18 protein-coding genes are annotated in these 20,631 nt (G+C 46.9%); 4 read left to right on the forward strand and 14 right to left on the reverse strand.

What is annotated here, in order from left to right; all coding sequences use genetic code 11:
* The first annotated feature begins 95 nt into the window (after positions 1-95).
* Positions 96-1,133 (forward strand): OmpA family protein, encoded by a 1,038-nt coding sequence (locus ACOCLE_RS18005; protein WP_419533625.1) that lies wholly within the window; start codon positions 96-98, stop codon positions 1,131-1,133.
* A gap of 62 nt (positions 1,134-1,195) precedes the next feature.
* Here ACOCLE_RS18005 and ACOCLE_RS18010 read toward each other — a convergent pair whose 3' ends face one another.
* The 3 genes from ACOCLE_RS18010 to ACOCLE_RS18020 form a co-directional block, all read right to left on the reverse strand.
* Positions 1,196-2,104 (reverse strand): phosphatase PAP2 family protein, encoded by a 909-nt coding sequence (locus ACOCLE_RS18010; RefSeq protein ID WP_419533626.1) that lies wholly within the window; start codon positions 2,102-2,104, stop codon positions 1,196-1,198.
* A gap of 566 nt (positions 2,105-2,670) precedes the next feature.
* On the reverse strand, positions 2,671-3,822 hold the full coding sequence (locus tag ACOCLE_RS18015; RefSeq protein ID WP_419533627.1) for a hypothetical protein: 1,152 nt from the start codon (positions 3,820-3,822) through the stop codon (positions 2,671-2,673).
* 180 nt (positions 3,823-4,002) lie between these two features.
* Complete coding sequence (locus tag ACOCLE_RS18020; RefSeq protein WP_419533628.1) at positions 4,003-5,781, reverse strand: acyl-CoA dehydrogenase C-terminal domain-containing protein; 1,779 nt, start codon at positions 5,779-5,781, stop codon at positions 4,003-4,005.
* Between the two features lie 126 nt (positions 5,782-5,907).
* Between ACOCLE_RS18020 and ACOCLE_RS18025 the strand changes: the two genes are divergently transcribed.
* Positions 5,908-6,135: a hypothetical protein gene (locus tag ACOCLE_RS18025; protein WP_419533629.1), complete on the forward strand. Its 228-nt coding sequence runs from the start codon at positions 5,908-5,910 to the stop codon at positions 6,133-6,135.
* Between the two features lie 8 nt (positions 6,136-6,143).
* Here the strand turns inward: ACOCLE_RS18025 and ACOCLE_RS18030 are convergent, their stop codons facing one another.
* Entirely contained in the window at positions 6,144-7,424 is a 1,281-nt protein-coding gene (locus ACOCLE_RS18030; protein ID WP_419532972.1) for an ISKra4 family transposase, read from the reverse strand.
* 97 nt (positions 7,425-7,521) lie between these two features.
* On the reverse strand, positions 7,522-8,490 hold the full coding sequence (locus tag ACOCLE_RS18035; protein WP_419533630.1) for a DUF3943 domain-containing protein: 969 nt from the start codon (positions 8,488-8,490) through the stop codon (positions 7,522-7,524).
* Between the two features lie 340 nt (positions 8,491-8,830).
* Between ACOCLE_RS18035 and ACOCLE_RS18040 the strand changes: the two genes are divergently transcribed.
* A complete protein-coding gene (locus ACOCLE_RS18040; RefSeq protein ID WP_419533631.1) occupies positions 8,831-9,088 on the forward strand; it encodes a hypothetical protein in 258 nt (85 codons plus the stop codon).
* A 122-nt stretch (positions 9,089-9,210) separates the two neighbouring features.
* Here the strand turns inward: ACOCLE_RS18040 and ACOCLE_RS18045 are convergent, their stop codons facing one another.
* The 6 genes from ACOCLE_RS18045 to bioB form a co-directional block, all read right to left on the reverse strand.
* A complete protein-coding gene (locus tag ACOCLE_RS18045; RefSeq protein ID WP_419533632.1) occupies positions 9,211-11,001 on the reverse strand; it encodes an acyl-CoA dehydrogenase C-terminal domain-containing protein in 1,791 nt (596 codons plus the stop codon).
* 339 nt (positions 11,002-11,340) lie between these two features.
* Positions 11,341-12,021 (reverse strand): dethiobiotin synthase, encoded by a 681-nt coding sequence (bioD, locus tag ACOCLE_RS18050; protein WP_419533633.1) that lies wholly within the window; start codon positions 12,019-12,021, stop codon positions 11,341-11,343.
* Between the two features lie 12 nt (positions 12,022-12,033).
* A complete protein-coding gene (gene bioC, locus ACOCLE_RS18055) occupies positions 12,034-12,939 on the reverse strand; it encodes a malonyl-ACP O-methyltransferase BioC (RefSeq protein WP_419533634.1) in 906 nt (301 codons plus the stop codon).
* Positions 12,936-13,712: an alpha/beta fold hydrolase gene (locus ACOCLE_RS18060; RefSeq protein ID WP_419533635.1), complete on the reverse strand. Its 777-nt coding sequence runs from the start codon at positions 13,710-13,712 to the stop codon at positions 12,936-12,938. Before ACOCLE_RS18060 ends, bioC begins: the two co-directional genes overlap by 4 nt.
* On the reverse strand, positions 13,712-14,941 hold the full coding sequence (gene bioF, locus ACOCLE_RS18065) for an 8-amino-7-oxononanoate synthase (protein ID WP_419533636.1): 1,230 nt from the start codon (positions 14,939-14,941) through the stop codon (positions 13,712-13,714). Before bioF ends, ACOCLE_RS18060 begins: the two co-directional genes overlap by 1 nt.
* Positions 14,941-16,056 carry a biotin synthase BioB gene (gene bioB, locus ACOCLE_RS18070; RefSeq protein ID WP_419533637.1) on the reverse strand — a complete coding sequence of 372 codons (1,116 nt, stop codon included), beginning with the start codon at positions 16,054-16,056 and terminating at the stop codon, positions 14,941-14,943. The genes bioF and bioB overlap by 1 nt, the downstream gene beginning before the upstream one ends.
* A 460-nt stretch (positions 16,057-16,516) precedes the next feature.
* Here bioB and ACOCLE_RS18075 point away from each other — a divergent pair, with 460 nt between their 5' ends.
* Complete coding sequence (locus ACOCLE_RS18075) at positions 16,517-16,972, forward strand: ComF family protein (RefSeq protein ID WP_419533638.1); 456 nt, start codon at positions 16,517-16,519, stop codon at positions 16,970-16,972.
* A gap of 3 nt (positions 16,973-16,975) precedes the next feature.
* On the opposite strand, the gene ACOCLE_RS18080 is transcribed toward ACOCLE_RS18075, so the two are convergent.
* The 3 genes from ACOCLE_RS18080 to ACOCLE_RS18090 are packed head-to-tail and all read right to left on the reverse strand — an operon-like array spanning position 16,976 to position 20,576.
* Positions 16,976-17,575, reverse strand: a complete 600-nt coding sequence (locus tag ACOCLE_RS18080) for a PqiC family protein (RefSeq protein WP_419533639.1) — start codon at positions 17,573-17,575, stop codon at positions 16,976-16,978.
* Positions 17,572-19,230 (reverse strand): intermembrane transport protein PqiB, encoded by a 1,659-nt coding sequence (gene pqiB, locus ACOCLE_RS18085; RefSeq protein WP_419533640.1) that lies wholly within the window; start codon positions 19,228-19,230, stop codon positions 17,572-17,574. Before pqiB ends, ACOCLE_RS18080 begins: the two co-directional genes overlap by 4 nt.
* A complete protein-coding gene (locus ACOCLE_RS18090; RefSeq protein ID WP_419533641.1) occupies positions 19,230-20,576 on the reverse strand; it encodes a PqiA/YebS family transporter subunit in 1,347 nt (448 codons plus the stop codon). The genes pqiB and ACOCLE_RS18090 overlap by 1 nt, the downstream gene beginning before the upstream one ends.
* Between the last annotated feature and the right edge of the window lie 55 nt (positions 20,577-20,631).

The following is a 20,631-nucleotide window of genomic DNA, read 5'->3' on the forward strand; positions in this document are numbered from 1 at the left end:
TCTTTTTCAATAATCCCTTATCCTAACAGGGCGTCAGCATTTTGCATTTCCGGTGCAGATACTTTCAATATAATTCAGAGATCAGGGAGCAATCCATGAACGTGCGCAGCTTCGCACAATCAGCTATTGCCATGGCAGTAGCTGGTATTTTCAGTCACTCAGTTTTTGCACAGGAAGCTAATAAAGGAGTTACCCTATCGGTTGGTGCGAGTTACAACGCGCTGGACAGCTACCGGGAACTGGATAACTCCTTCGCTCAGGAAATAGGCGCAGGTTATCGATTTAACGACCGCTTTAGCATCGCTGGTATTTACTCCCAGTACACAACTGACCACAACAATAGTGGTAAGGTTGATTTAAAAAGCTATCGATTGGATGCCTTTTATGAATTAAGTCCTTGGAACAACGGTCTGAAGCCCTACTTGGTTGCTGGTTTTGACGAACTTCAGGAAAAGCCGGATGCCGGTGAAAAGCGGGACGATACCCGTATGAATGCAGGAGTAGGTATCAGAAACGTACTAACGCCCAACCTGTCACTACAAAGTGATGTTCGTGCAGTAAGAAGCCTAGACTACAGCCAGACTGAAAGTATGTTTACTGTGGCGTTCAACTGGACATTCGGCAGTACTTCACCAACAGCACGACAATCTGCCGAGGTGACTCGTGAGGCTCTAGTAGCGAAAGAGCCAGTAGCCAGGGTAGATAGCGATCAGGATGGAATTCTGGATACTCTCGATCTCTGTCCGGGAACGGTATCCGGAGCAGGTGTTGACCAGACAGGCTGTATACCGACGGAAGAGATTAATCTGCTGGTCACCTTCGATTTTGACTCAGACCATATTAGCTCTGCAGCCATGTCAATGATCAGCAAGATGGGCAGTTTCATGAGCCGTTATCCAGATGTGAAAATTCGTATAGAAGGACACACTGACAATAGAGGTCATGAAGATTACAATCAGAATCTATCAACAAAAAGAGCTGATGCTGTTCGCCATTCATTAATTGAGCTACATGGTATTGATGAACGCCGGATTGAAGCCATTGGTTTTGGTGAGATCGATCCAGTTGCAAGTAACATGACAGCAGCAGGAAGGCAACAAAACCGCCGGGTAGTTGCAGAAGTCATCCAGTAATTTGGCCAGACTTCATTGATCTTATCTGGCAGCCTGTCCCGGGCAGGCTGCTATACAATAGGCTAGTTCTTTACTGGATATCTCCCGCCAAGTAACAACAGAGAAAATATCAAGGGAGCTCCCAGTGATAGCCACAGTCCAGCAATAGTGTTAACTATTATAAGTACCCTGTAATACTCAAGGTCTTTTGTCTCGGGAAATAAACTTCCTGTGAACTTAAGATAGAAAATAAGAACACTTAATCCTAATACACCACGAAGTATTCGCTTCCATAAGCTGCCAAAACCGTTGTAACGCAAAATCCTTATGGTAAATATGGCACCAGACCCAAACCCAAAGCTAATAGCGACCAAACCAGTCATTATTGGCATTTCAAGTACGGACATATAGAGAAAGCCGAGTCCTACCATTATGAATGTAAAACCGGCTAACAACTGAGAAGTAGACAGTTTATTCAAACCTGATGAAACCCGATCCTCCCATGCATAGTATGCCCACAATAAGATACCTGCTAACAACCACCCTCCCAGAATATCCCCAGGAAAATGAAGACCAAAATACACTCTGGAAAAACCGATCAAAAGCCCAATAGATAGCGCAATAAACCAGAACCACCGTTTTGCAACGCCTATCGCCAACATAATCCATAACAATGCTGAGTTTTGAGAGTGACCACTTGGCATACCGTACCCCCACTCCCGATTCGGGGTAATGTCTGGATCTACATCAAATGGTCTTGGTAGAGTCAGTACATCCTTGAAACAGACATTGATAAAAAATGACAGTAAAAACATCGTACAAATACGAATCACAAAACGGAAATTCAGGCACCAGATAAGAAGTGGCAAAAAATAAATATAATACTTCCCTCCCAGGTCGGTAATATGCTGCATTAATTCATCGCTTACTGGATTACGGTATTGCTGTATCCAGGCAACAAAATCCAACCCCCACTGGAGTAAATCAGTCACAAACAGCTCCTTTCTTATTTTGGTTAGCAGCTTAAAAACAGGGCACTCATACCAGTCAATGACAAAAACGGCCTAAGAAATCAGATCGCAAGCACTCAATGAATGGCATTATGTTTAAAAGAATAATTTCATTTTCCACATCATTGATATGACGTGCACCCTAAAAATATGCAGAAAAAACATCGCTTTTCTACCGCCATTTATTTCATATCCAACCAAGCAGGCCGAATAGATAATTTCTGAGAAATCATCGATCATCCAAAAATTACTTACTATTTTTATACTACAAATATTTGACAAGAAGTGTGATAAAAAAGAAAAGATTACCACTTAGTCATTCTAATTTAAAAACCATTGAATCTACCATTAATATATGTGTGAAAATTATTTTTATATAAACCCTCTGACGTATGCAAAAGTAGCAGTGAATTTCTTTTGAGTCACAAAAAAGAATCAATGCTCGAGTCATTTAAATAATACAAGAGGGATATCTACTTATAGAAACGAAAAAAACCGATAACTAAATCGTAAATAGGAATTATGAATTACTCAACTTATCAAATAGTTTAATTAGTACATAGACCTTTCCAAAGGCCATCAATGGGATCATAACCGCAATCTTTTCCCTGACTATCTTTATTTAATATTTCAAATTTAACTATAGGGTCAAAGTCAAGGGCTTTAATATAATTATAATGCTCCCTTGAATTCGAAAACCAACGCAGCTGACCTCTCTCTGCATACTTGTTTCCTTTTCCCTGGGCAAAATACCATCTCTGAGACACAGCACTACCCGGTAAACAGTGCTCTAATGTGAATTTTCCCGATAACCAGCTTAAGCAAAACTGCTCCCCTGCTTGTTTATTAAACAGTCTTTTAGAAACAAGGTCATAACGCCAGGTCTGATGACTTACGGACTGACAGGCACTTACCTGAACTTTTACTCCACCAAAACAGTCGTACTGACCAACACTATCTACATGACATTGCGTTACCGCAAGACAATGATTGTTTCTGAAATCACCAAGCTTCAGATCTTCTGTCAGTTTTATTTGCTTTGGTTGCCATGGCCAATACCCTGACCAGCTCCAGAACTCAACCTCCTGTTGTTGCAGAGCCTCTTCATCAACTTCAAATCCTGAACACTCTACCCTACCTGTAAAAGGGCTCAAATAGCATTGATCATCCCCAGTTTCAGAGTCAATAAAGTTAAAAGTGACGGGTGAAGGAGTATCCGTATTACTTTGCAATAGTTTTACAAATGCAAGAGAGTCAAGAAAATCTACTCGACTGAAAAGATGATCCTGTTGATTAAAAAACCACAACTGCTTCAAGCTTGTTGGCTGGCAAATATCCATAGATAAACTTTTCGACAACCGGGTCAAACATAAATCAGCCCTTCTTTGCGATGAGTGAATTCGTTTATTTTGAAAGTCAAACACCCACCTTTGCTCAGAATTTTGTTCGTTACATTCCTCAAGCACAACCCTATTGCTATTAACACAACCATCTATCAGTCTATTTTCTTCAGAGCTGCAGCCTTCCAGCTCTTCCATTACTACGAGACATTGACCTGTATCCTTTTGTTTTAAAAGAAAGTTATTGGCATGTACCCGAGGTTTAACATCATCAACCCCATAGGCGTGATTTCCAGAGATCATGATCAATAGATAGAAACACACCTGATATAAAGATCGATAGGCTGAATTGAAAATCATGTGTATACCCGAAATTTATTTCAGTAAAGATTCCGCGAACCAGTAAACACTCATTCAACGAAGAACCAGGATTTCTCTATTTTTATTGGCCGTAATCCCGAAAAATTAAGACCTAAAAACAAAAAACCCCGCAAAGCGGGGTTTATCCATGGTTTTCAGCTAAACAGTTGCTGCTTTCAATTAGAATTGATCAGGAGATAAGGTAAATAGTTCCTCAGTTCCCGAAAGAGCAGCTGCTGCTGAACTTTCAAAGCGAGGCAATAAACGCTTGAAATAATAGCGAGCGGTCACCTGTTTGGCTTCCAGCCAGGATTGACCTTCATCACCTTGCGCAAGCTTGTTCGCTGCCGTTTTAGACATTAATGACCACATCCAGCCGTACGCAACATAAGCAAAAGCATTCAGGTAATCAACACAGGCTGAATTTATGACATTAGGGTCATTTTTGGACTGCGCCAGAAGCTTGCGAGTAAGTTCCTCAAGCTTATCAACAGCAGCCAGCAGTTCTTCAGTAAATTCATCATTAGAATCGACAGATGTCCGAACTTCACTCAGGAATGTTTCAAGGTAGGTACCACCGCTCAAGGCAATCTTACGTCCAAGCAAATCCAGTGCCTGAATACCATTCGTACCTTCGTAAATCTGAGTGATACGAACGTCCCTAACCAGCTGCTCCTGCCCCCACTCTCGGATAAAGCCGTGACCACCAAACACCTGCTGACCTGCAACACAGCTTTCCAGACCGGCATCGGTCAAAAAGGCTTTTACTACCGGTGTCAGTAACGCCACCAGAGCGGAAGCCTTTTCTTTTTCATGCTCATCCTGACTGAACTTGGCAATATCCAGCTGCTTGGCCACATAAGTGGAGAAAGCTCGACCACCTTCGTTCAAAGCTTTCATATTCAGCAGCATCCGCCGGATATCCCCATGAACCAAGAGTGGATCTGCTGCTTTATCTTTTTGAACAGAACCACTGGCTGAACGTCCCTGGATGCGATCCTGAGCATATTCGAGAGCATTCTGGTACGACATCTCACTACTGCCAAGCCCCTGAATCCCCACAAACAGACGTTCATAGTTCATCATAGTGAACATGGCGTTCAAGCCTTTATTCAACTCTCCAACTAGATAGCCCTTGGCTCCATCAAAGTTCATGACACAGGTTGCGGATGCGTTGATACCCATCTTGTGTTCAATTGAACCACAGGCAAGGCTGTTTCTTTCCCCCAGAGACCCATCCTCATTCACCAGAAACTTAGGCACAAGGAATAGAGAGATACCTTTGGGCCCAGGAGGTGCATCGGGAAGCTTGGCCAACACAAGGTGGATAATATTCTCGGTAAGATCGTGATCACCACCGGTAATAAAGATTTTGGTACCGGTGACCGCGTAACTCCCATCTCCATTGTCTTCCGCTTTGGTACGAATGATTCCAAGATCACTGCCAGCATGAGGTTCGGTCAGGCACATGGTGCCAGCCCACTCGCCGGAATACATTTGGGGCAGGTACGCTTCTTTAAGTGCATCGGAAGCGTGGGCATCAATAGCCAGACTAGCCCCGGCCCCCAGACTTGGATAGAGAGTGAATGCCAGACTGGCACTGCAGACCATTTCATCAAACTGGGCAGCCAGCACCTTGGGCATACCCATACCGCCATAGACGGGGTTACCACCAAGTCCGTTCCATCCACCTTCAGCAAACAGCTTATAGGCCTCTTTATAACCTTCTGGAGTAGTAACCTGACCACTATCCCACTTACACCCTTCCTCGTCTCCTGAGCGATTCAGCGGTGCAATGGTACGAGATGCCAGTTTGGCTGCTTCTTCCAGAATAGCATCTGCAGTTTCCTGATCCACCGTTTCACTGACAGCAGGCCACTGAGACCACTGTTCTGCCACGTTGAACACGTCATACATTACGAAGCGCATATCACGAAGGGGGGCTTTGTACTCGGCCATTACTCTCCACTCCTGGAATTATTCTTCTTACTATAGGAATACAGCCATTATCCTACTAAGTTGTACGCAGGAAGACCCAAAGTGGCTCATAGCTGTTTACTGGCAACCTGTAGGATCTGAGCGTCCATGATGGTGTTGAGAAATAGTGATACAAAATATCTGCTTCTGGAGGGGATAGCGGGGCTACTTCACAAAGAAGCGGGAGATTTAGACTCATTTATCGCAACCACACCAGAACAGCTTTTAATCAAACAGGCTGTTGAGTTCCGTTGCGCTATACTACCCGAAAAGCACCTGTTTTTCAGCAAAAGACTGTGGTTCTTTGTGTTTAATTGGGGTGCTCTCTCAATTTGATAACTGACTCATAGGTTAGCTTCAACCTTTCCAGTCATGAACTCAGACCAAAGTTGTTCCCAGCGCCCCTTACTCTGGATCAGTGCTCTTGTTGTCAAAAGCACTTCCGCTCCTGTTGCTTTCCACCTCATTCCAGAACCACATAATCGTTGCTTTACCAGAGTCTTACAAGCCGCTTCAGTAACTCCTGAACCTATTGGCCAATGGCGTTTAAGCGCCTGATGATAATTCATTAACTGGTGATTGTTTGTAAAATAGCTCACAGCTTTGTAGCGCTTCTCTGTCAGTGCGATTGTCTTTTTCGGGAGCTCGGCTGATTCAATTTCCTGAAGGATTTTTTTGGCTGCTCCACGCTTGTTTTTCAAACTATGTAGCCTGTCTTCAAGCCACTGGTGTCGCTTCGCCTTACTGGTTGGAAACAGTGCTTCCGCTGCTCCAGCTAAATATTCAGATGCATGATAAAAATCGAGTATCTGCCCAGAGGTATGTTGTTTCAAATAACTCCAGTTTTCTCTAGCCCCGTCAGCTACCCCGATGTATGTGGCATTTGGGTAGAGTCGTTTTAGATCTGCAATCTCCTCGTCGAGCTTGCTCATAAAGCTTTGTTTACCATACTCTGGCGAACTGGCTGTATATATCGTGTGGAGCCTGTCTCCATCTGCAGAATATAGGCTCAATGTCCCACACATGGCTTCCCTCCAGCCTTCTTCACAAAGCAGCATGCAGGTTCCATCCAGACCAATGGCTATTGTTTCAACAGGCTCTTTTAGTGGAGGAAGGTGGTAGTGAGTGTCTTGCTGGTCTTCAATTAATGCACCTACTCTGTCCGATAAATGCTTGATATAAGAATTTGAAAGCGTCCTTTGATGGTTGGTCTCAAAATCTTCTTTTACCGCAGGCGCTGGCATCTGGCTGTATTTCCAGGCGATAGACTTGGCAAATTTGGGGGTAGCTGAACCAATAATACCGGCACGAAGATCAAGTGCTGCCAGAGTACTGCCACCTCTGACACCCTGATATACGGAGCGCTCCAAAGGTATACGACCGTATAAGGTTTCATAGTGCTTAAGAACCTTTCCTTTGTAGTTCCACTTCTGCTGATTAACGACGATAGGTTCTTTATTGGGTGATTCAAATAGCCCCAATAACTCTTTTGTTCCAAGCTGCCCGGCTTCATTGAGTGCACGCTGTAAACTATCTTCAAGATTCAGCATGTTGCCTGAATCTATAGAAACTTCAATTTGCAAAACGATGCTTTTGGTAGAGCTGGAAATAACAGAAGCGGGCATGACAGTTAACTATTATGAGTGGTGTTCCCATAGTAGCTGTGAAAATAGAGCACTATTGTTTCAATCATTCAGAGAGAGCACCCTTTAATTGTCGTATTTAGAAATTAAAGAAAACTTCAACGCCAAAGTAGCGGTCATCAAGGTCGAGTGACTTTTTCCGGTAGGATGAAAAGCTGGAAGCCGGAGGCATAACACTTAAGCGAATCGACAAATTCTGTATGGCTCCCTCATCACTATCACCACCAATCCATTGACTGATTTTTCCAACCGGGTCGAGCAGAAACAGAGCGGTAGAACCCAGCGCCTTAGATCCCATCACTTCACTGTCATTGTCCAGAATTTTCAGTTTTTTCTGATAAGCCCATTCGCCATAGAGCCAGCCTCCAATAGGAGTGATAATAATGTCTTGAATGGAGGGCGGCTCACACATCGCCTCAATGCCATATTCATACAGAAAAGTGGACATCAAGAAAGAATAAACAAACGAGTTCCACTGGTTATACCCTGATGAACGAGCCATTACATAGTACACACCACCAAAATAAGGGTGCCCGATATAATTGATGTACCACTCATCGGTGTCCCAGACAGGCCCTGACTTTACATTGTTCCACCACTTTTTGATGGGTCTGATTTCTGACTTATCCCATTTGGAAACACTCTCTGGTAATAGAGCAATCACCCCCAGAACACCCAGCGCCAATCCAAACGTCACTTTTGTTTGATACCAAAGTTTGGCCTGATTCTCTTCCGGATACTTATCAAACAGAGTGATATCCCAATCTTTGTCTTTATCCTTCAAAGACCAGCGCCAGTTATCAGATGGCAATGGATCATGCTGTTCAAAGGATTGAGGGTATCCAGCAAGCTCATTCTGGGGCTGATAATGATTCAATACGTCATCCTTAAGGGCTGGCATTTGGTAGTCCATAGCAGGCAATAAAGCCAACTGGTTTGGTTTCCTTTTAAAATCATCAGAAAAAACAGGCTCTATGGACCTTGATAGCAAAAAAAAGAGGGTAAGAAGAATCAACAGGTTTTTTGTAGTTTGGGTATTCTTCTTCATAATGATGCGACATCAACACAGCGTTATTTGCTGAATTCAGCTCCAAGGTCTTAAGAAAACAAACCCATTTTTATAGACCATATTTTTATATCTGGCAAAGCTGCTCATGCATCTATTAAATGTATTAAAATGCACCAAAAGAGTGAAAATAGAGAAAAATACGTTTTCCCCGCAACCATCATCATAAATAAGTGCCAATTGCCGATGAAGTAAGCTAACGTAAATTTAATGCCTTTATTTGATCATTAACCAGGTCAAATAGTGTTGATTCAATTGCTATACTCCGGAAGATAAGCTGTCCTGCTGTTCCGATATTATTGACCAGATAGTCAGGCGGTTTATGCGATATCTTCTTGCACTGTTAACAGCAATTCTGCAGATTTTTTTTTCAACCCTGATTAATCAGCTGACAGGTTTGCTGGTCAGATCCCATGCCAGAACCTTATCAAGAAAAGAGCGTGTAAAGCGCAGCTGGGTCAGAGCTATCTGGTTAGTGGCAGGTACCCTCATGCTATTTAATCCAGCACTTCCCGTTATCATGATTATTGCGTTACCTACGATCTTCCTCAGTTTTATGATTCTTGATGAAATGCAGTAAGCCTTCCCCAGATCCTGTTGGACTGAGACTGACAAGATGGAGCATAAATTAATAACTCACCAATAAAAAAGGCTACCAACAGGTAGCCTAAAAATTAGCTTTCAGTCTGCCAGACAAGCTAATTAAACGTCGCCAAAATCTTCTTCTTTCATGGCCAGCAGGTTGTCAGCACCCGACTCGATGCAGGCTTTGTGCATCTGAGCCCTTGGCAGCAGGCGTTGGAAGTAGAACTGCGCAGTCTGGATCTTAGCCTTATAGAACCCTTCTTCAGTGGTACCATTGGCCAGAGCTTCTTTTGCAGTCAGTGCCATTCGGGCCCAGAAATAAGCAAGACAGGCATAGCCGGAGTACATCAGGTAATCAACCGAAGCAGCTCCAACTTCTTCCTTGTTCTGCATGGCCTTCATGCCGATCTGCATGGTCAGATCACCCCATTCCTTATTCAAGGCAGTCAACGGCTTAATAAACTCCTGAAGACCTTCATTGTCCGCCTGAGCCTGACAGAACTTATGAACTACCTTGGTGAAAGGCTTCATGGTGGCGCCCTGAGTCATCAGGACTTTACGACCCAACAGGTCCAGAGCCTGAATACCTGTTGTTCCCTCATAAAGCATGGAGATACGGCAGTCACGAACATTCTGCTCCATACCCCACTCACTGATAAAGCCGTGGCCACCGTAGCATTGCAGACCATGGTTAGCTGCTTCAAAACCTGTCTCAGTCATGAACGCCTTAACAATAGGGGTCAGGAAACTCAGTTCCAGATCCGCTTGTTTCCGGACGTCTTCATCAGGGCTGTTCATTAAGTCCGCAATTTGTGCCGTGTAGTAAACCAGCGCACGGTTACCTTCAGTCAGCGCCTTAATGGTCAACAGCATGCGTCGAACATCCGGGTGAACAATGATCGGGTCGGCAGGACCATCAGGGTTCTTAGGACCAGAGAGAGAGCGCATCTGCAGTCGGTCACGGGCATATCGGACAGCGCCTTGATAAGCCACTTCTGCATGAGCGAGCCCCTGAATACCTGTGCCCAGACGCGCAGAGTTCATAAAGGTGAACATGCAGTTCAAACCTTTATTTGGCTCACCAATCAAATAACCGGTTGCATCGTCAAAGTTCATCACACAGGTGGCGTTCCCATGAATCCCCATCTTGTGCTCGATGGAACCACAGCTGACACCGTTACTTTCCCCCAGAGCATCCGGGCGATGACGGGGAACAATAAACAGGGAGATACCTTTGGTACCTTCAGGAGCATCCGGCAGGCGGGCAAGAACGATATGAACAATATTCTCCGCCATATCGTGCTCCCCGGCAGAGATAAAGATTTTGGTGCCAGTAATACGATAAGTGCCGTCTTCCTGTGGTACCGCCTTGGTTTTCAGCATACCCAGATCAGTACCGCAGTGAGATTCGGTCAGGCACATCGTACCAGTCCACTCACCGGAAATCAGACGGGTAAGGTACGTTTCTTTCTGCTCATCTGTACCATGAGCTTCCAGGGTATTCATTGCACCATGGCTCAGCCCGGGATACATCCCCCAGGACCAGTTGGATTCCCCCATCATTTCACTGAGAACCAGACCCAGCGAAGCAGGGAGTCCCTGACCACCATGTTCAGCATCACTGGCCAGTGAAGGCCAGCCGCCTTCGACAAACTGCTGATAGGCTTCCTTAAATCCGGTTGGGGTTTTAACGCCTTCTTCTGTCCAGGTACAACCTTCCTCATCACCAACACGGTTCAGCGGTGAGAGTACCTGCTCACAGAATTTGGCGCCTTCCTCCAGAATCGCGTCCACCATATCCGGTGTGGCATCCTGGCCTTCAGGGAGGTTCGCGTAATGTTCTTCATAGCCCAGAACTTCATTACGGACGAACCGGATATCTCGCAGGGGGGCTTTATATTCTGGCATGACGCATCCTCGATATTCTTTTACTTATGGATGTAGATAAGTATAGCACTAGTTCAAACAGTTGTTTGAAACTTACGTTTAGACAGGATTAATGTCAATACATGTCGGCAAAAGTTATTGCAGGTGAATATTTGATAGACGAGCGGAAAGGTTATTAAATCAACCGGTTAATGATGTGGGCCCATAAGAAGAGCAACGATTGTAGTTTGTAAACGCTATGAAAATTATTGGCTGAAGGGATAGTGGAAGTCTTTGTCGGAGGGGGATAGACAGCAACAAGACAGAGGAAAGCCTGTCGCCATCCTCTTCTTAAGACAGGTTATTCTACCGGCTGTTCAGTCAAACCAGTGGAGAAATATCCAGATACTCTGCAACTCGGCCGGAACTGGTATCTGAAAGAAATGGCACCACTCCAAGACATGGCGCTGGAATCATGTTTTTCAGAGTAGCAAAGTTTTCATCATAACGACTCATATCGGGATCCATCTGATTCGCTACCCAGCCTGCCAACCTAACACCATCGCGAAGAATGGCTTCAACGGTCAGCAACGCATGGCTGATACAGCCCAGCTTCATGCCAACCACCAGAATGGCAGGGGTATTCAGCTCTTTTGCCAGCCCGGTGAGCATCTCCCGTGAGTTCAGGGGTACCCGCCAGCCACCAGCACCTTCGATAAGAGCCAAATCATTTTTACGCATCAGGGCACCGCGACAGTAACCCACCAGTCGATCCAGTGTCATACGAACACCGGCTTCCTCTGCAGCAATGTGAGGTGCAATAGGAGGCTCCAGAGCCAGAGGGTTTACCTGTTCGTAAGGTAGAGAAAGCGTCATGGCCTCCATCAATGCCAAGGCATCTTCATTTCTCAAGCCGCTTTCCGTTTGTTGACATCCCGCAGAAACCGGCTTTGAGGCCAGAGTCGTTAACCCTTTTAATCGAGCCGCCTCAAGCAGCCCGCAGGTAACGACCGTTTTCCCGGCATCGGTATCTGTGCCGGTGACAAAATAAGTTTTCCCCATTAACTACTGCTCTCAATGTGGTTTCTGCAAAACGCCGTAGATTACCTGATAGGTCAAAGGCAACCCTTCCGGCTCCCGCACTTGTTCATAAGCCTGCTTCAATACTTCAAGCTTCCGTCGAGTCAACAGTCCACCTTTATCCGCTAATACGGTGTTGACCCCCAGAGATTTCAAACTGCGTAGCATCGTGATCACGTCTGGATAGAAGAGTGTTTCAGTCTTCAGAGAGAAAGCCTGTCTAACCAGATCACTGCCATTCAAACACCGTTTCTGAACTTCAAAAGAGTCAAAGCGGTTAACCCGATCTTTTTCTCCTGCCAGGGACCATGCTTTATCCAGTTCTTTCAGACTGCCTTCAGCCAGGGTAGAAAATACAAAAGTCCCACCAGGCTTAAGCACTCTGCTGACCTCGCAAAGCACTTTCTCAAAGCTGCACCATTGAATAGCCAGACTGGAATAAATTAGGTCAACTGCATTGGACTGAAATGGGATAGACTCAATGTCACCAGAACACCAGCGAACACGGGGGTGACTGGTATTTTCCCGGGCAAATTGAAGCATCCCCATGGCCAGATCCATACCGACAACCACGGCATCGTCATATCGTCCCGCCAACGTCAGTGAGTGCAAGCCGGTTCCGGTACCCAGATCAAGAATGCATTGGGAAGGCTGCAAACCTTTTGAGTTAAGGTGTTTTGATCTAAGTTGTGCCGGTAATCCCAGCATCGTCCGGGCAGCAACACGCTTTTGCAATATGGCCGCCTGATCATAACTGTCCGCAGCACGGCCGAAATTTTCAGCAATGCGCTGCTTTACGCGAGTGTTTACCTGGCCTTTGGAAAGGTCTCTGAAAGAAGAGACGGGTTGAAGGTCTTCGGTAACCTCTGCAATCTCATTATGGATACGGATCGAGTTCATGTTGTGACACTCCCTGTCCCACTGGAGAGTCTCCGTACCTCACTGACAACAGGCTCAGGATCATCCATAAAGAAACAATGCCCGCCATCCAGAACCTGCACTCGATGCTTCGGAAAATTTTGTTCTATGGCGTTAGCTGCCCCCGCAGGGACAAGAGCATCCTCTTTACCAAACAGATGTGTCACCGGGCAGCGAATATCACCAAATACTGAACGAATGTCACTCTTTCCCAATATTTCCAGAAGACTCAACAGAGTGCTGTCTTCAGCCTGATGATCAAGGTCAGCATCAGCCATTAATGACTGCAGAACTTTTGACAGCGCTTTTCGTCTTGGGCTGCCAGCACTGCAGAGCAGAACAAACTGCTGCAGTGTCTTTTCACGGGACTGGGACATTCCTTGATAAAAGCTGGTAAACAGCACCGGATCCATTGCCTGTTTCCAGTCGTCATTCTGCACAAAACAGGCATTAGCCCCCAGGTTAACGACAGCTGCCACATTATTTGGATACCGGCTGGCATACAGTGATGCCAGCATACCGCCAAGCGACCACCCCACCAGTACCGCTCGCTTTTCAAACAACTGGTGATCCAGATAAGCCAGCAATGAGTTCCAGTCATGGCTTGTTTTACAGGCTTCCGACTCACGAACCAATCCAGGCAACTCCACAATGGAAACCCTTCGATGGTCGGCATCCAGAGCTTCGGCCAGTGACTCCATCGCACCGGCTGGCATCGCCCATCCACTGATTAAAACAATCGGGTACTGGCTCATCAGGACAACACTCCTGTCATCGGCAAAGAATCGGTCAACACGGCAGGTTCATCAGAAAAATCTGCAGCACCTACCGACTGTGCAGCCATTTTAAGGGCATCCAGAAGTCGGTCGATATGATGCAACTCATGTGATGCGCTGAAGGTAATGCGTAGTCGGGAAGATCCTTTCGGTACCGTCGGGGGGCGGATAGCCGTGACCAGGATTCCCTGCTCAGACAACTTCTGGCTCATTTCCATCGCCCGCCTTTCACAGCCAATCAGTAACGGCTGTATCGGTGTTTGTGACGGCATCAGGGGCAAACCCTGCTGCTCACAGCCAGACCTGAAATACTGAATCAGTGACTGCAAATGTTCCCTGCGCCAGTGTTGTTCCTGTAAAAGCAGCAGGCTGGTTCGGGTCGCCGAAGCCACCGCCGGAGGCATGGACGTGGTATAGATATAAGTCCGGGCAAACTGAATCAGTGTCTCGATCAGCGCGTCACTCCCAGCAACAAACGCACCGGAAGTTCCAAACGCTTTACCCAATGTGCCCACCAGCACGGGCAGCTCTTTCTGGCTTAACCCGTAAGCTTCAGCAACTCCACCGCCGGTTTCTCCCAGGAAACCAAAGCCATGGGCATCATCCACCATCAGCCAGGCCTGATACTGCTCAGCAAGATCCGACAGTGCCTTTACCGGCGCCACATCGCCATCCATGCTGAACACACCATCGGTGACGATCAGCTTGCGTCGGGCACTGGTTTTCTGCAGTCGGTTGTTGAGGTTATCGACATCATTATGCAGATAACGCTGAAAACGTGCACCAGATAGCTGCCCGGCATCCAGCAGTGAGGCGTGATTCAGGCGATCCTGAAATACCGCATCCTGCTTACCCAGCAAAGCACTGATAACACCCAGATTGGCCATATAGCCGTTGGAAAAGAGCAGGGCACGCTCTCTGCCGGTAAATTCAGCGAGTTCTTCTTCCAGCTGGTGATGTGCTCTGCTGTGCCCCACCACCAGATGTGAGGCTCCACCACCCAATCCGTAGTTATCCGTTGCCTGTCGAAAGCTCGCTATGACATCCGGATGGTTTGCCAGTCCAAGGTAGTCATTGCTGCAGAACGCTAGATAGTGCTGGCCATTGATAATGACCTCAGGCCCCTGGGGAGAGTCCAGCGTTTTACGACGGCGATAGAGGCCTGCAGCATAACGAGCCTCAAGATCCTGTTCCAGATTGAAGCTCATCAGCCATGACCAGCCATATTTCGATCAGACTGGCTCGCTTCGGCCATCGCATCGTAATAATGATCATTACTTTTTTCAGCATCGTACATCGCTTTGATCGGGCATGTTTGTGGCGCCAATAGCTCACCCCAGTCATGTCCTTCATTGATGCCAAGCTTTTCAAACAGCTGTCGATCCTTATTCGCTTCAGGGTTGGCGGTTGTCAGCAGCTTGTCCCCAAGGAAGATTGAGTTGGCACCCGCAAGAAATGCCAGCGCCTGAAGCTCATCACTCATCTGCTCCCGTCCGGCAGACAAGCGAACATTGGAAGCCGGCATCATAATTTTGGCCACTGCAATGGTGCGGACAAAATCAATACCTTCCACCGCATCAACGTCTTCCAATGGCGTACCGGCGACTTTCACCAGCATATTGATGGGTACACTCTCCGGATGCTTGGGCATGTTGGCCAGCTGAACCAGCATCCCGGCACGATCGCGCTCGGTTTCACCCAGACCCACAATACCACCACTGCAGACATTCATACCCGCTTCCCGGACAAAAGACAGGGTGTTCAAACGGTCAGAATAAGTACGGGTGGTAATGATGTTGCCATAGAACTCTGGCGAGGTATCAAGGTTGTGGTTGTAGTAATCCAGTCCTGCCTGGGCCAGCTCCGATGCCTGATCCTCGCTCAGCATGCCCAAAGTCATACAGGACTCAAGACCCAGTTCTTTTACACCTTTGATCATCTCAAGGATGTAGGGCATGTCTTTGGCGGGAGGATTTTTCCAGGCGGCCCCCATACAGAAACGCGTAGCTCCGGATGCCTTGGCCCTTTGAGCTTCCTCAAGCACCTTTTTTACTTCCATCAATTTCTCTTTTTCCAGACCGGTATTGTAGTGGCCACTCTGGGGGCAATATTTACAGTCCTCTGGACAGGCGCCCGTCTTGATCGACAGCAATGTGCTAACTTGCACCTGGTTTGGATCAAAATGTTCTCTGTGAGCCAGTTGGGCCTGAAAGATAAGATCATTGAACGGCTTTTGGAAAAGCACTTCTACTTCTGACAGAGTCCAGTCATGGCGAAGTGGGCTGGAGAAATTTTCTACGAAAGCTGGGCTGGTACTGGTCATGACATCCTCTGGGGGAGCACTTCACTGAAACACCGGTCACTGGGAGCAAAACCCTTGTTAACGGAGACCTGAGTTTTATTAATTCTTTGAGTTAACAACCATGAAAATGACATTACCAATAAGTACAACGACATTTTCATAATAAAGATGCGAAAGATGATAACGGAATTACAGTCACCGTCAATCTATGAAATTCTTAAAGGTTTACAACTGGTCTAATTTTAAACAAAAAATACAGGTCAAATGCATTCTTTGCCGGGGCTTTACAACGCTTGCCCAACCGCTCTGCCATTTATGCCTGGCAACATGCCCTGCCCCGCAGTGCTTCTGTTCGTGCTGTGGCTTGCCCATTCAAGACAGTGAAACGGGCATTTGTGGCCAGTGCCTGAAGCAACCGCCATTATTTGACCACTGTCTTTCACCATTTCTATACCAGTTTCCTGTCAACCGGATATTACACATGGTGAAATACCAGTCCAGACTGGAACTGGTAAAACCAATGGCTTCATCACTTGCTGAATTGTTGATGGACTATTACCTCGATGATCAGTGGCCAGAAATGGTGCTGCCGGTACCACTGCACCGCAAAAGGTTGCGGGAAAGAGGCTATGACCAGACGTTACTACTGACCAAAGCACTGAAAAAACAGCTCAACACCCAAGACCTGAATATTGACCAGAAGCTAATCAAAAGAATCATTCACTCAGCGCCTCAGCAAAGCCTGGACGCTACCGCCCGGCAGAAAAATATTCGCAATGCCTTTATTTTGAACCGTAAACCAGACTGGAAACACGTTGCCTTAGTCGACGATGTGGTAACCACAGGTGCCACTGTCAGTGAGATAACCAGACTGTTGAAAAAAAGCGGTGTCGAACGCGTGGATATCTGGAGTATTGCCCGGACACCAGAAGCCTGATCATCACTGACCGTTATTCATGATGGCCAATCCTGACAGCTCGTGGCTAAGACCTGCAATCAACCGGTCAGTTGCTTTTGACAGCGCATTCACCAGTGCCGTGTAACCGTCAGAGTTCAGGGGTTCCTTGAAGCTGAACGGCTGAGATTTCAACAGCTCTCCCTGACCATCCAGCAAAGACCACTCCCCGGCTACCTCGGCATAGCCCTGGTAGCTGCCATTAAATTTTTGAACGTTAACCAGCAAGGTTGCCACTTCAGGCGTATTCATCTGAGGCGTGCTTTGTACTAACCAGTAGCGATTTTGACCCTGCCGGAGCCCAACCAGAAGGCGGTTTGATAACTGCGTCGAAATATTCTCTGCCCAAAGATGTTGTTGAGCAACCACCGCCTCAGTCGGTGACGTTTGGTAGACAATACCTTTACTGCCGAGAAGGTTATCCATGCCAACCGGTGCAAGAACAATGATGGGTTTCGACGCCTTATAATCAGCATTCGCTTTGATGGGTACAGGTTCAAGAAGATAGCTTTTTGTCTGAGGTGCTTTCGCACCGCACCCTGCCAGCAAGGATAGGATAACCGTAACAGCGAGCAATACTTTCATGGGTTGCTTCCTTTGACAGGGATAGGGTCAGCCACTCCTTTTGTGCCAAAAATAAGGGCGTCTGGCTGTTCATTTAAGGTTTTCAGTAAGGGATCCAGCTGCCCCAACGCCTGATTGATGCGCAACAGTACTTGGGCAATTTCTGCGTAGTTAGTCGAGTCGGGACTAAACCCTTTCAAAATAGACCTCAGATCAGCCAGGGTTCCATGGGCAGTCTGTGGAAGTTGCTGCGTCTCTTTCTGCGCCAGCAGGCTGTCGACGTCCTTCAGTGTTTTCTGAAGCTGTTGACCCGCCCCATCAAGACGCACAAGACTCTGGTTCAAATAATCAACCGTCTTATCAACGGGCAGTTTTTCCAGCTTGGTAAGAATATGTTCAATTTGATGCTGCAGCAGTACAAACTCACCCTCTATGGTCGGGAATACGTTGTAACCATAATACGTTCTGACAGCATCGGGTTTGGAGGTGTGTACTTCATCGGGATAAAAGTCGATATCAATATACAAAGAGCCTGAGAGAAAGTTTGCTGTTTTGAGGGATGCACGAAGGCCATTTTTGAAGGCATCAGCAAAGCTCTGTTCCAGCTGATCAATGGTTTCCCGGGAAGATGCCAGGTGGTCAATACGTTCCAGCTCGATATTGACCAGAACAGGAATTTTCATGGTAGCCACTGAGGCCTTTCCGCTCAGCACAAAAGGAACCTGCTTTACCGTGCCGATACGAATACCACGGTACTCAACCGGGGCTCCCGTTGAGAGGCCACGCACAGAATCAGCAAACAACATGGCATAGGGGATCAGCTTCTCATACATATTCGCCCGAACATCCTGGAGATTGTCATAGAGTTCAAACTCAGGCATTTCTCCATTTAACCGCTCCCCTTCCGGGGAGCCCTCAGGTACCGCAAAAGTGACCCCACCGGAAATCAACGTTTCCAGCGAAGCAAAGTCGATACTGAATCCCTGGGCGTTCAGATTAATGTCCATACCCGAGTTGAGCCAGAATCGACTGCGGGTACGAAGCAGACCACTATAAGGCTGGAAAATAAACAGCTGATAGGTAGCCCGGTGTTTATCCACATCAAACCCGGTTTTCTCAACCCGCCCCACCACATAGCCTTCAAACATGACCGGATCACCGATGGCCAGTTTTCCCGCCTCACTGGCAACCAGTATCACCCGGGTTCCCTTAATATCAGGCCCCGCAATGGGAGGGGCACTGAGCATGACAAAATCAGATCGTTTCTCTTTTGAATCACCGGGTTCCAGCTCTATATAAGGACCTGAAAGCAGGGTTTCCAAACCGGTCACACCTTCAGTGCCAATGCGTGGCTTCACCAGCCAGAACTCGCTGTCTTTACGCAGCATGCGATCGGTACCACTGTCCATTCGAACCGTCAGATCAATCTGACTGTAGTCTTTACTTAATTTGACGGCAGTCACCATACCCACTTTGACACTGCGCACCTTAACCAGTGTTTTGTCTGGCACCACACCCTCGGCAGTTTGTACGGTTAAATGGATCTCAGGTCCCTGCTGACTCATGTACTGATAGACCATCCAGCCGGCCACAATCAACGACACAATCGGGATGATCCAGACCGGAGAAAAATGCCGGTCCGGAGATACCGTTGCTGTTGGTTTTTGTTCGTCCATCAAAGCGCTGCCTTTTGGTCAAACCTCAGGCAGCCCTTGGAGGTCATATGTCCATCGTCGTTAGTACAGGGAATGTTTTTCCAGAGAATTCGTGGATCGAAAAATCGTGTGGAGAGTAGAGTAAAGATCACCACCAGGGCAAAATAAAAGACCGCTCTGCCAGGCGTAACACGCATAAGCTCACCAAATTGAACCAGCGCTGTAAGGATCGCGACAACGAAGACATCAATCATCGACCAGCGCCCAATAACCTCAATAAACCGATAGAGTTTTAGTCTCTCAAGAACTACCTGTGAGGCCTCTTCTTCCCGCCTGCGCTGAGACCAGAGCAGGTGGATCAGAATCAGCATCTTGGTCAGTGGCAGAATAATACTGGCGGTCAGAATCACCAGCGCAACCGGATAAGAACCCAGCTTCCAGAGTAATATCACGCCATCCATGATGGTGGAGCCGTCCGAGTCACCAAAACTGGTGGTGTACATCATAGGGTACAGATTTGCCGGAAAGTAAAAGATCAATGACGTCATCAGCACCGCTGTGGTCAATCTGATACTTTGACCGGGGTTGTATGGGTACAGTCGAAAATGGCAGCGCTGACAGTGCGTCACTTTATCAACGTTGCCATCTGTGGCGGGATTAATCTGGCCGCACAAATTGCAAACCAGATGATTACCGGTCAGGTGACTGTCTCCGGGTTGAACATCTGCCGTACTGACCGGTGAAAAAAGATAAGTGCAAAGCCAGTGCCTGTCTGCCATGCGGGAGCATTTAACCACCAGCAGGGCAAAAACAAAGTAAGTCCAGAAGGCAATACCAATGCTGATATCGGACAGGGACGCCATTTTAATAATGCTGACCAGAGCGCCTATAAAGAAAATATCCACCAGCAACCAGGGTTCCACACAAAACACAAAACGAAAAAGCCGTTTAACCCACGTGGAATCGCCAAGGTACTGTTGCGATGTTGCTGAGTACCAGGCCATGGCAAACAGAATCATCAACCCCATCAAGTAGAATGCAGGCAGAAAAATGATAGTCAGCAGCAACAAAGAGGCCAATGCAGCCTTATTGAAGTAGAAGAATACGATCAATACATCAATCAGTGCGACCTGCTGTGATATTCCCTCAACATCTATCGCCATAAAGGGAAAGAAACAGCTGACTCCCTGCAGTATCAATGCTGCCAGGCCATAGGCAAATACTTTGCTGTGGCAGCCTTTGATTCGAGTAACGAGCGAGTTACCACAGCGCGGGCAGGATGCGACCTGATCTTCAAGTAAATTGGGTACTCGAGAAACCATGCCACATTCCTGACAGGCTGCAAGCAATGAGGAGTCGGAAAGCATACTCGGTGATTGCTGGAAAGACTCCGAAAATTATAGGCTCCGTCTCACTTTCTGC

It is taken from the genome of Endozoicomonas sp. (assembly GCF_965196975.1).
GTDB lineage: Bacteria > Pseudomonadota > Gammaproteobacteria > Pseudomonadales > Endozoicomonadaceae > Endozoicomonas.

Bases quoted from the DNA above. Each gene is read 5' to 3' on its own strand.
- ACOCLE_RS18005 (WP_419533625.1), top strand. From the start codon at position 96: ATGAACGTGCGCAGCTTCGCACAATCAGCTATTGCCATGGCAGTAGCT.
- ACOCLE_RS18015 (WP_419533627.1), bottom strand. From the start codon at position 3,822: ATGATTTTCAATTCAGCCTATCGATCTTTATATCAGGTGTGTTTCTAT.
- ACOCLE_RS18020 (WP_419533628.1), bottom strand. From the start codon at position 5,781: ATGGCCGAGTACAAAGCCCCCCTTCGTGATATGCGCTTCGTAATGTAT.
- ACOCLE_RS18025 (WP_419533629.1), top strand. From the start codon at position 5,908: ATGATGGTGTTGAGAAATAGTGATACAAAATATCTGCTTCTGGAGGGG.
- ACOCLE_RS18030 (WP_419532972.1), bottom strand. From the start codon at position 7,424: ATGCCCGCTTCTGTTATTTCCAGCTCTACCAAAAGCATCGTTTTGCAA.
- ACOCLE_RS18035 (WP_419533630.1), bottom strand. From the start codon at position 8,490: ATGAAGAAGAATACCCAAACTACAAAAAACCTGTTGATTCTTCTTACC.
- ACOCLE_RS18040 (WP_419533631.1), top strand. From the start codon at position 8,831: ATGCGATATCTTCTTGCACTGTTAACAGCAATTCTGCAGATTTTTTTT.
- ACOCLE_RS18045 (WP_419533632.1), bottom strand. From the start codon at position 11,001: ATGCCAGAATATAAAGCCCCCCTGCGAGATATCCGGTTCGTCCGTAAT.
- bioD (WP_419533633.1), bottom strand. From the start codon at position 12,021: ATGGGGAAAACTTATTTTGTCACCGGCACAGATACCGATGCCGGGAAA.
- bioC (WP_419533634.1), bottom strand. From the start codon at position 12,939: ATGAACTCGATCCGTATCCATAATGAGATTGCAGAGGTTACCGAAGAC.
- ACOCLE_RS18060 (WP_419533635.1), bottom strand. From the start codon at position 13,712: ATGAGCCAGTACCCGATTGTTTTAATCAGTGGATGGGCGATGCCAGCC.
- bioF (WP_419533636.1), bottom strand. From the start codon at position 14,941: ATGAGCTTCAATCTGGAACAGGATCTTGAGGCTCGTTATGCTGCAGGC.
- bioB (WP_419533637.1), bottom strand. From the start codon at position 16,056: ATGACCAGTACCAGCCCAGCTTTCGTAGAAAATTTCTCCAGCCCACTT.
- ACOCLE_RS18075 (WP_419533638.1), top strand. From the start codon at position 16,517: ATGGTGAAATACCAGTCCAGACTGGAACTGGTAAAACCAATGGCTTCA.
- ACOCLE_RS18080 (WP_419533639.1), bottom strand. From the start codon at position 17,575: ATGAAAGTATTGCTCGCTGTTACGGTTATCCTATCCTTGCTGGCAGGG.
- pqiB (WP_419533640.1), bottom strand. From the start codon at position 19,230: ATGGACGAACAAAAACCAACAGCAACGGTATCTCCGGACCGGCATTTT.
- ACOCLE_RS18090 (WP_419533641.1), bottom strand. From the start codon at position 20,576: ATGCTTTCCGACTCCTCATTGCTTGCAGCCTGTCAGGAATGTGGCATG.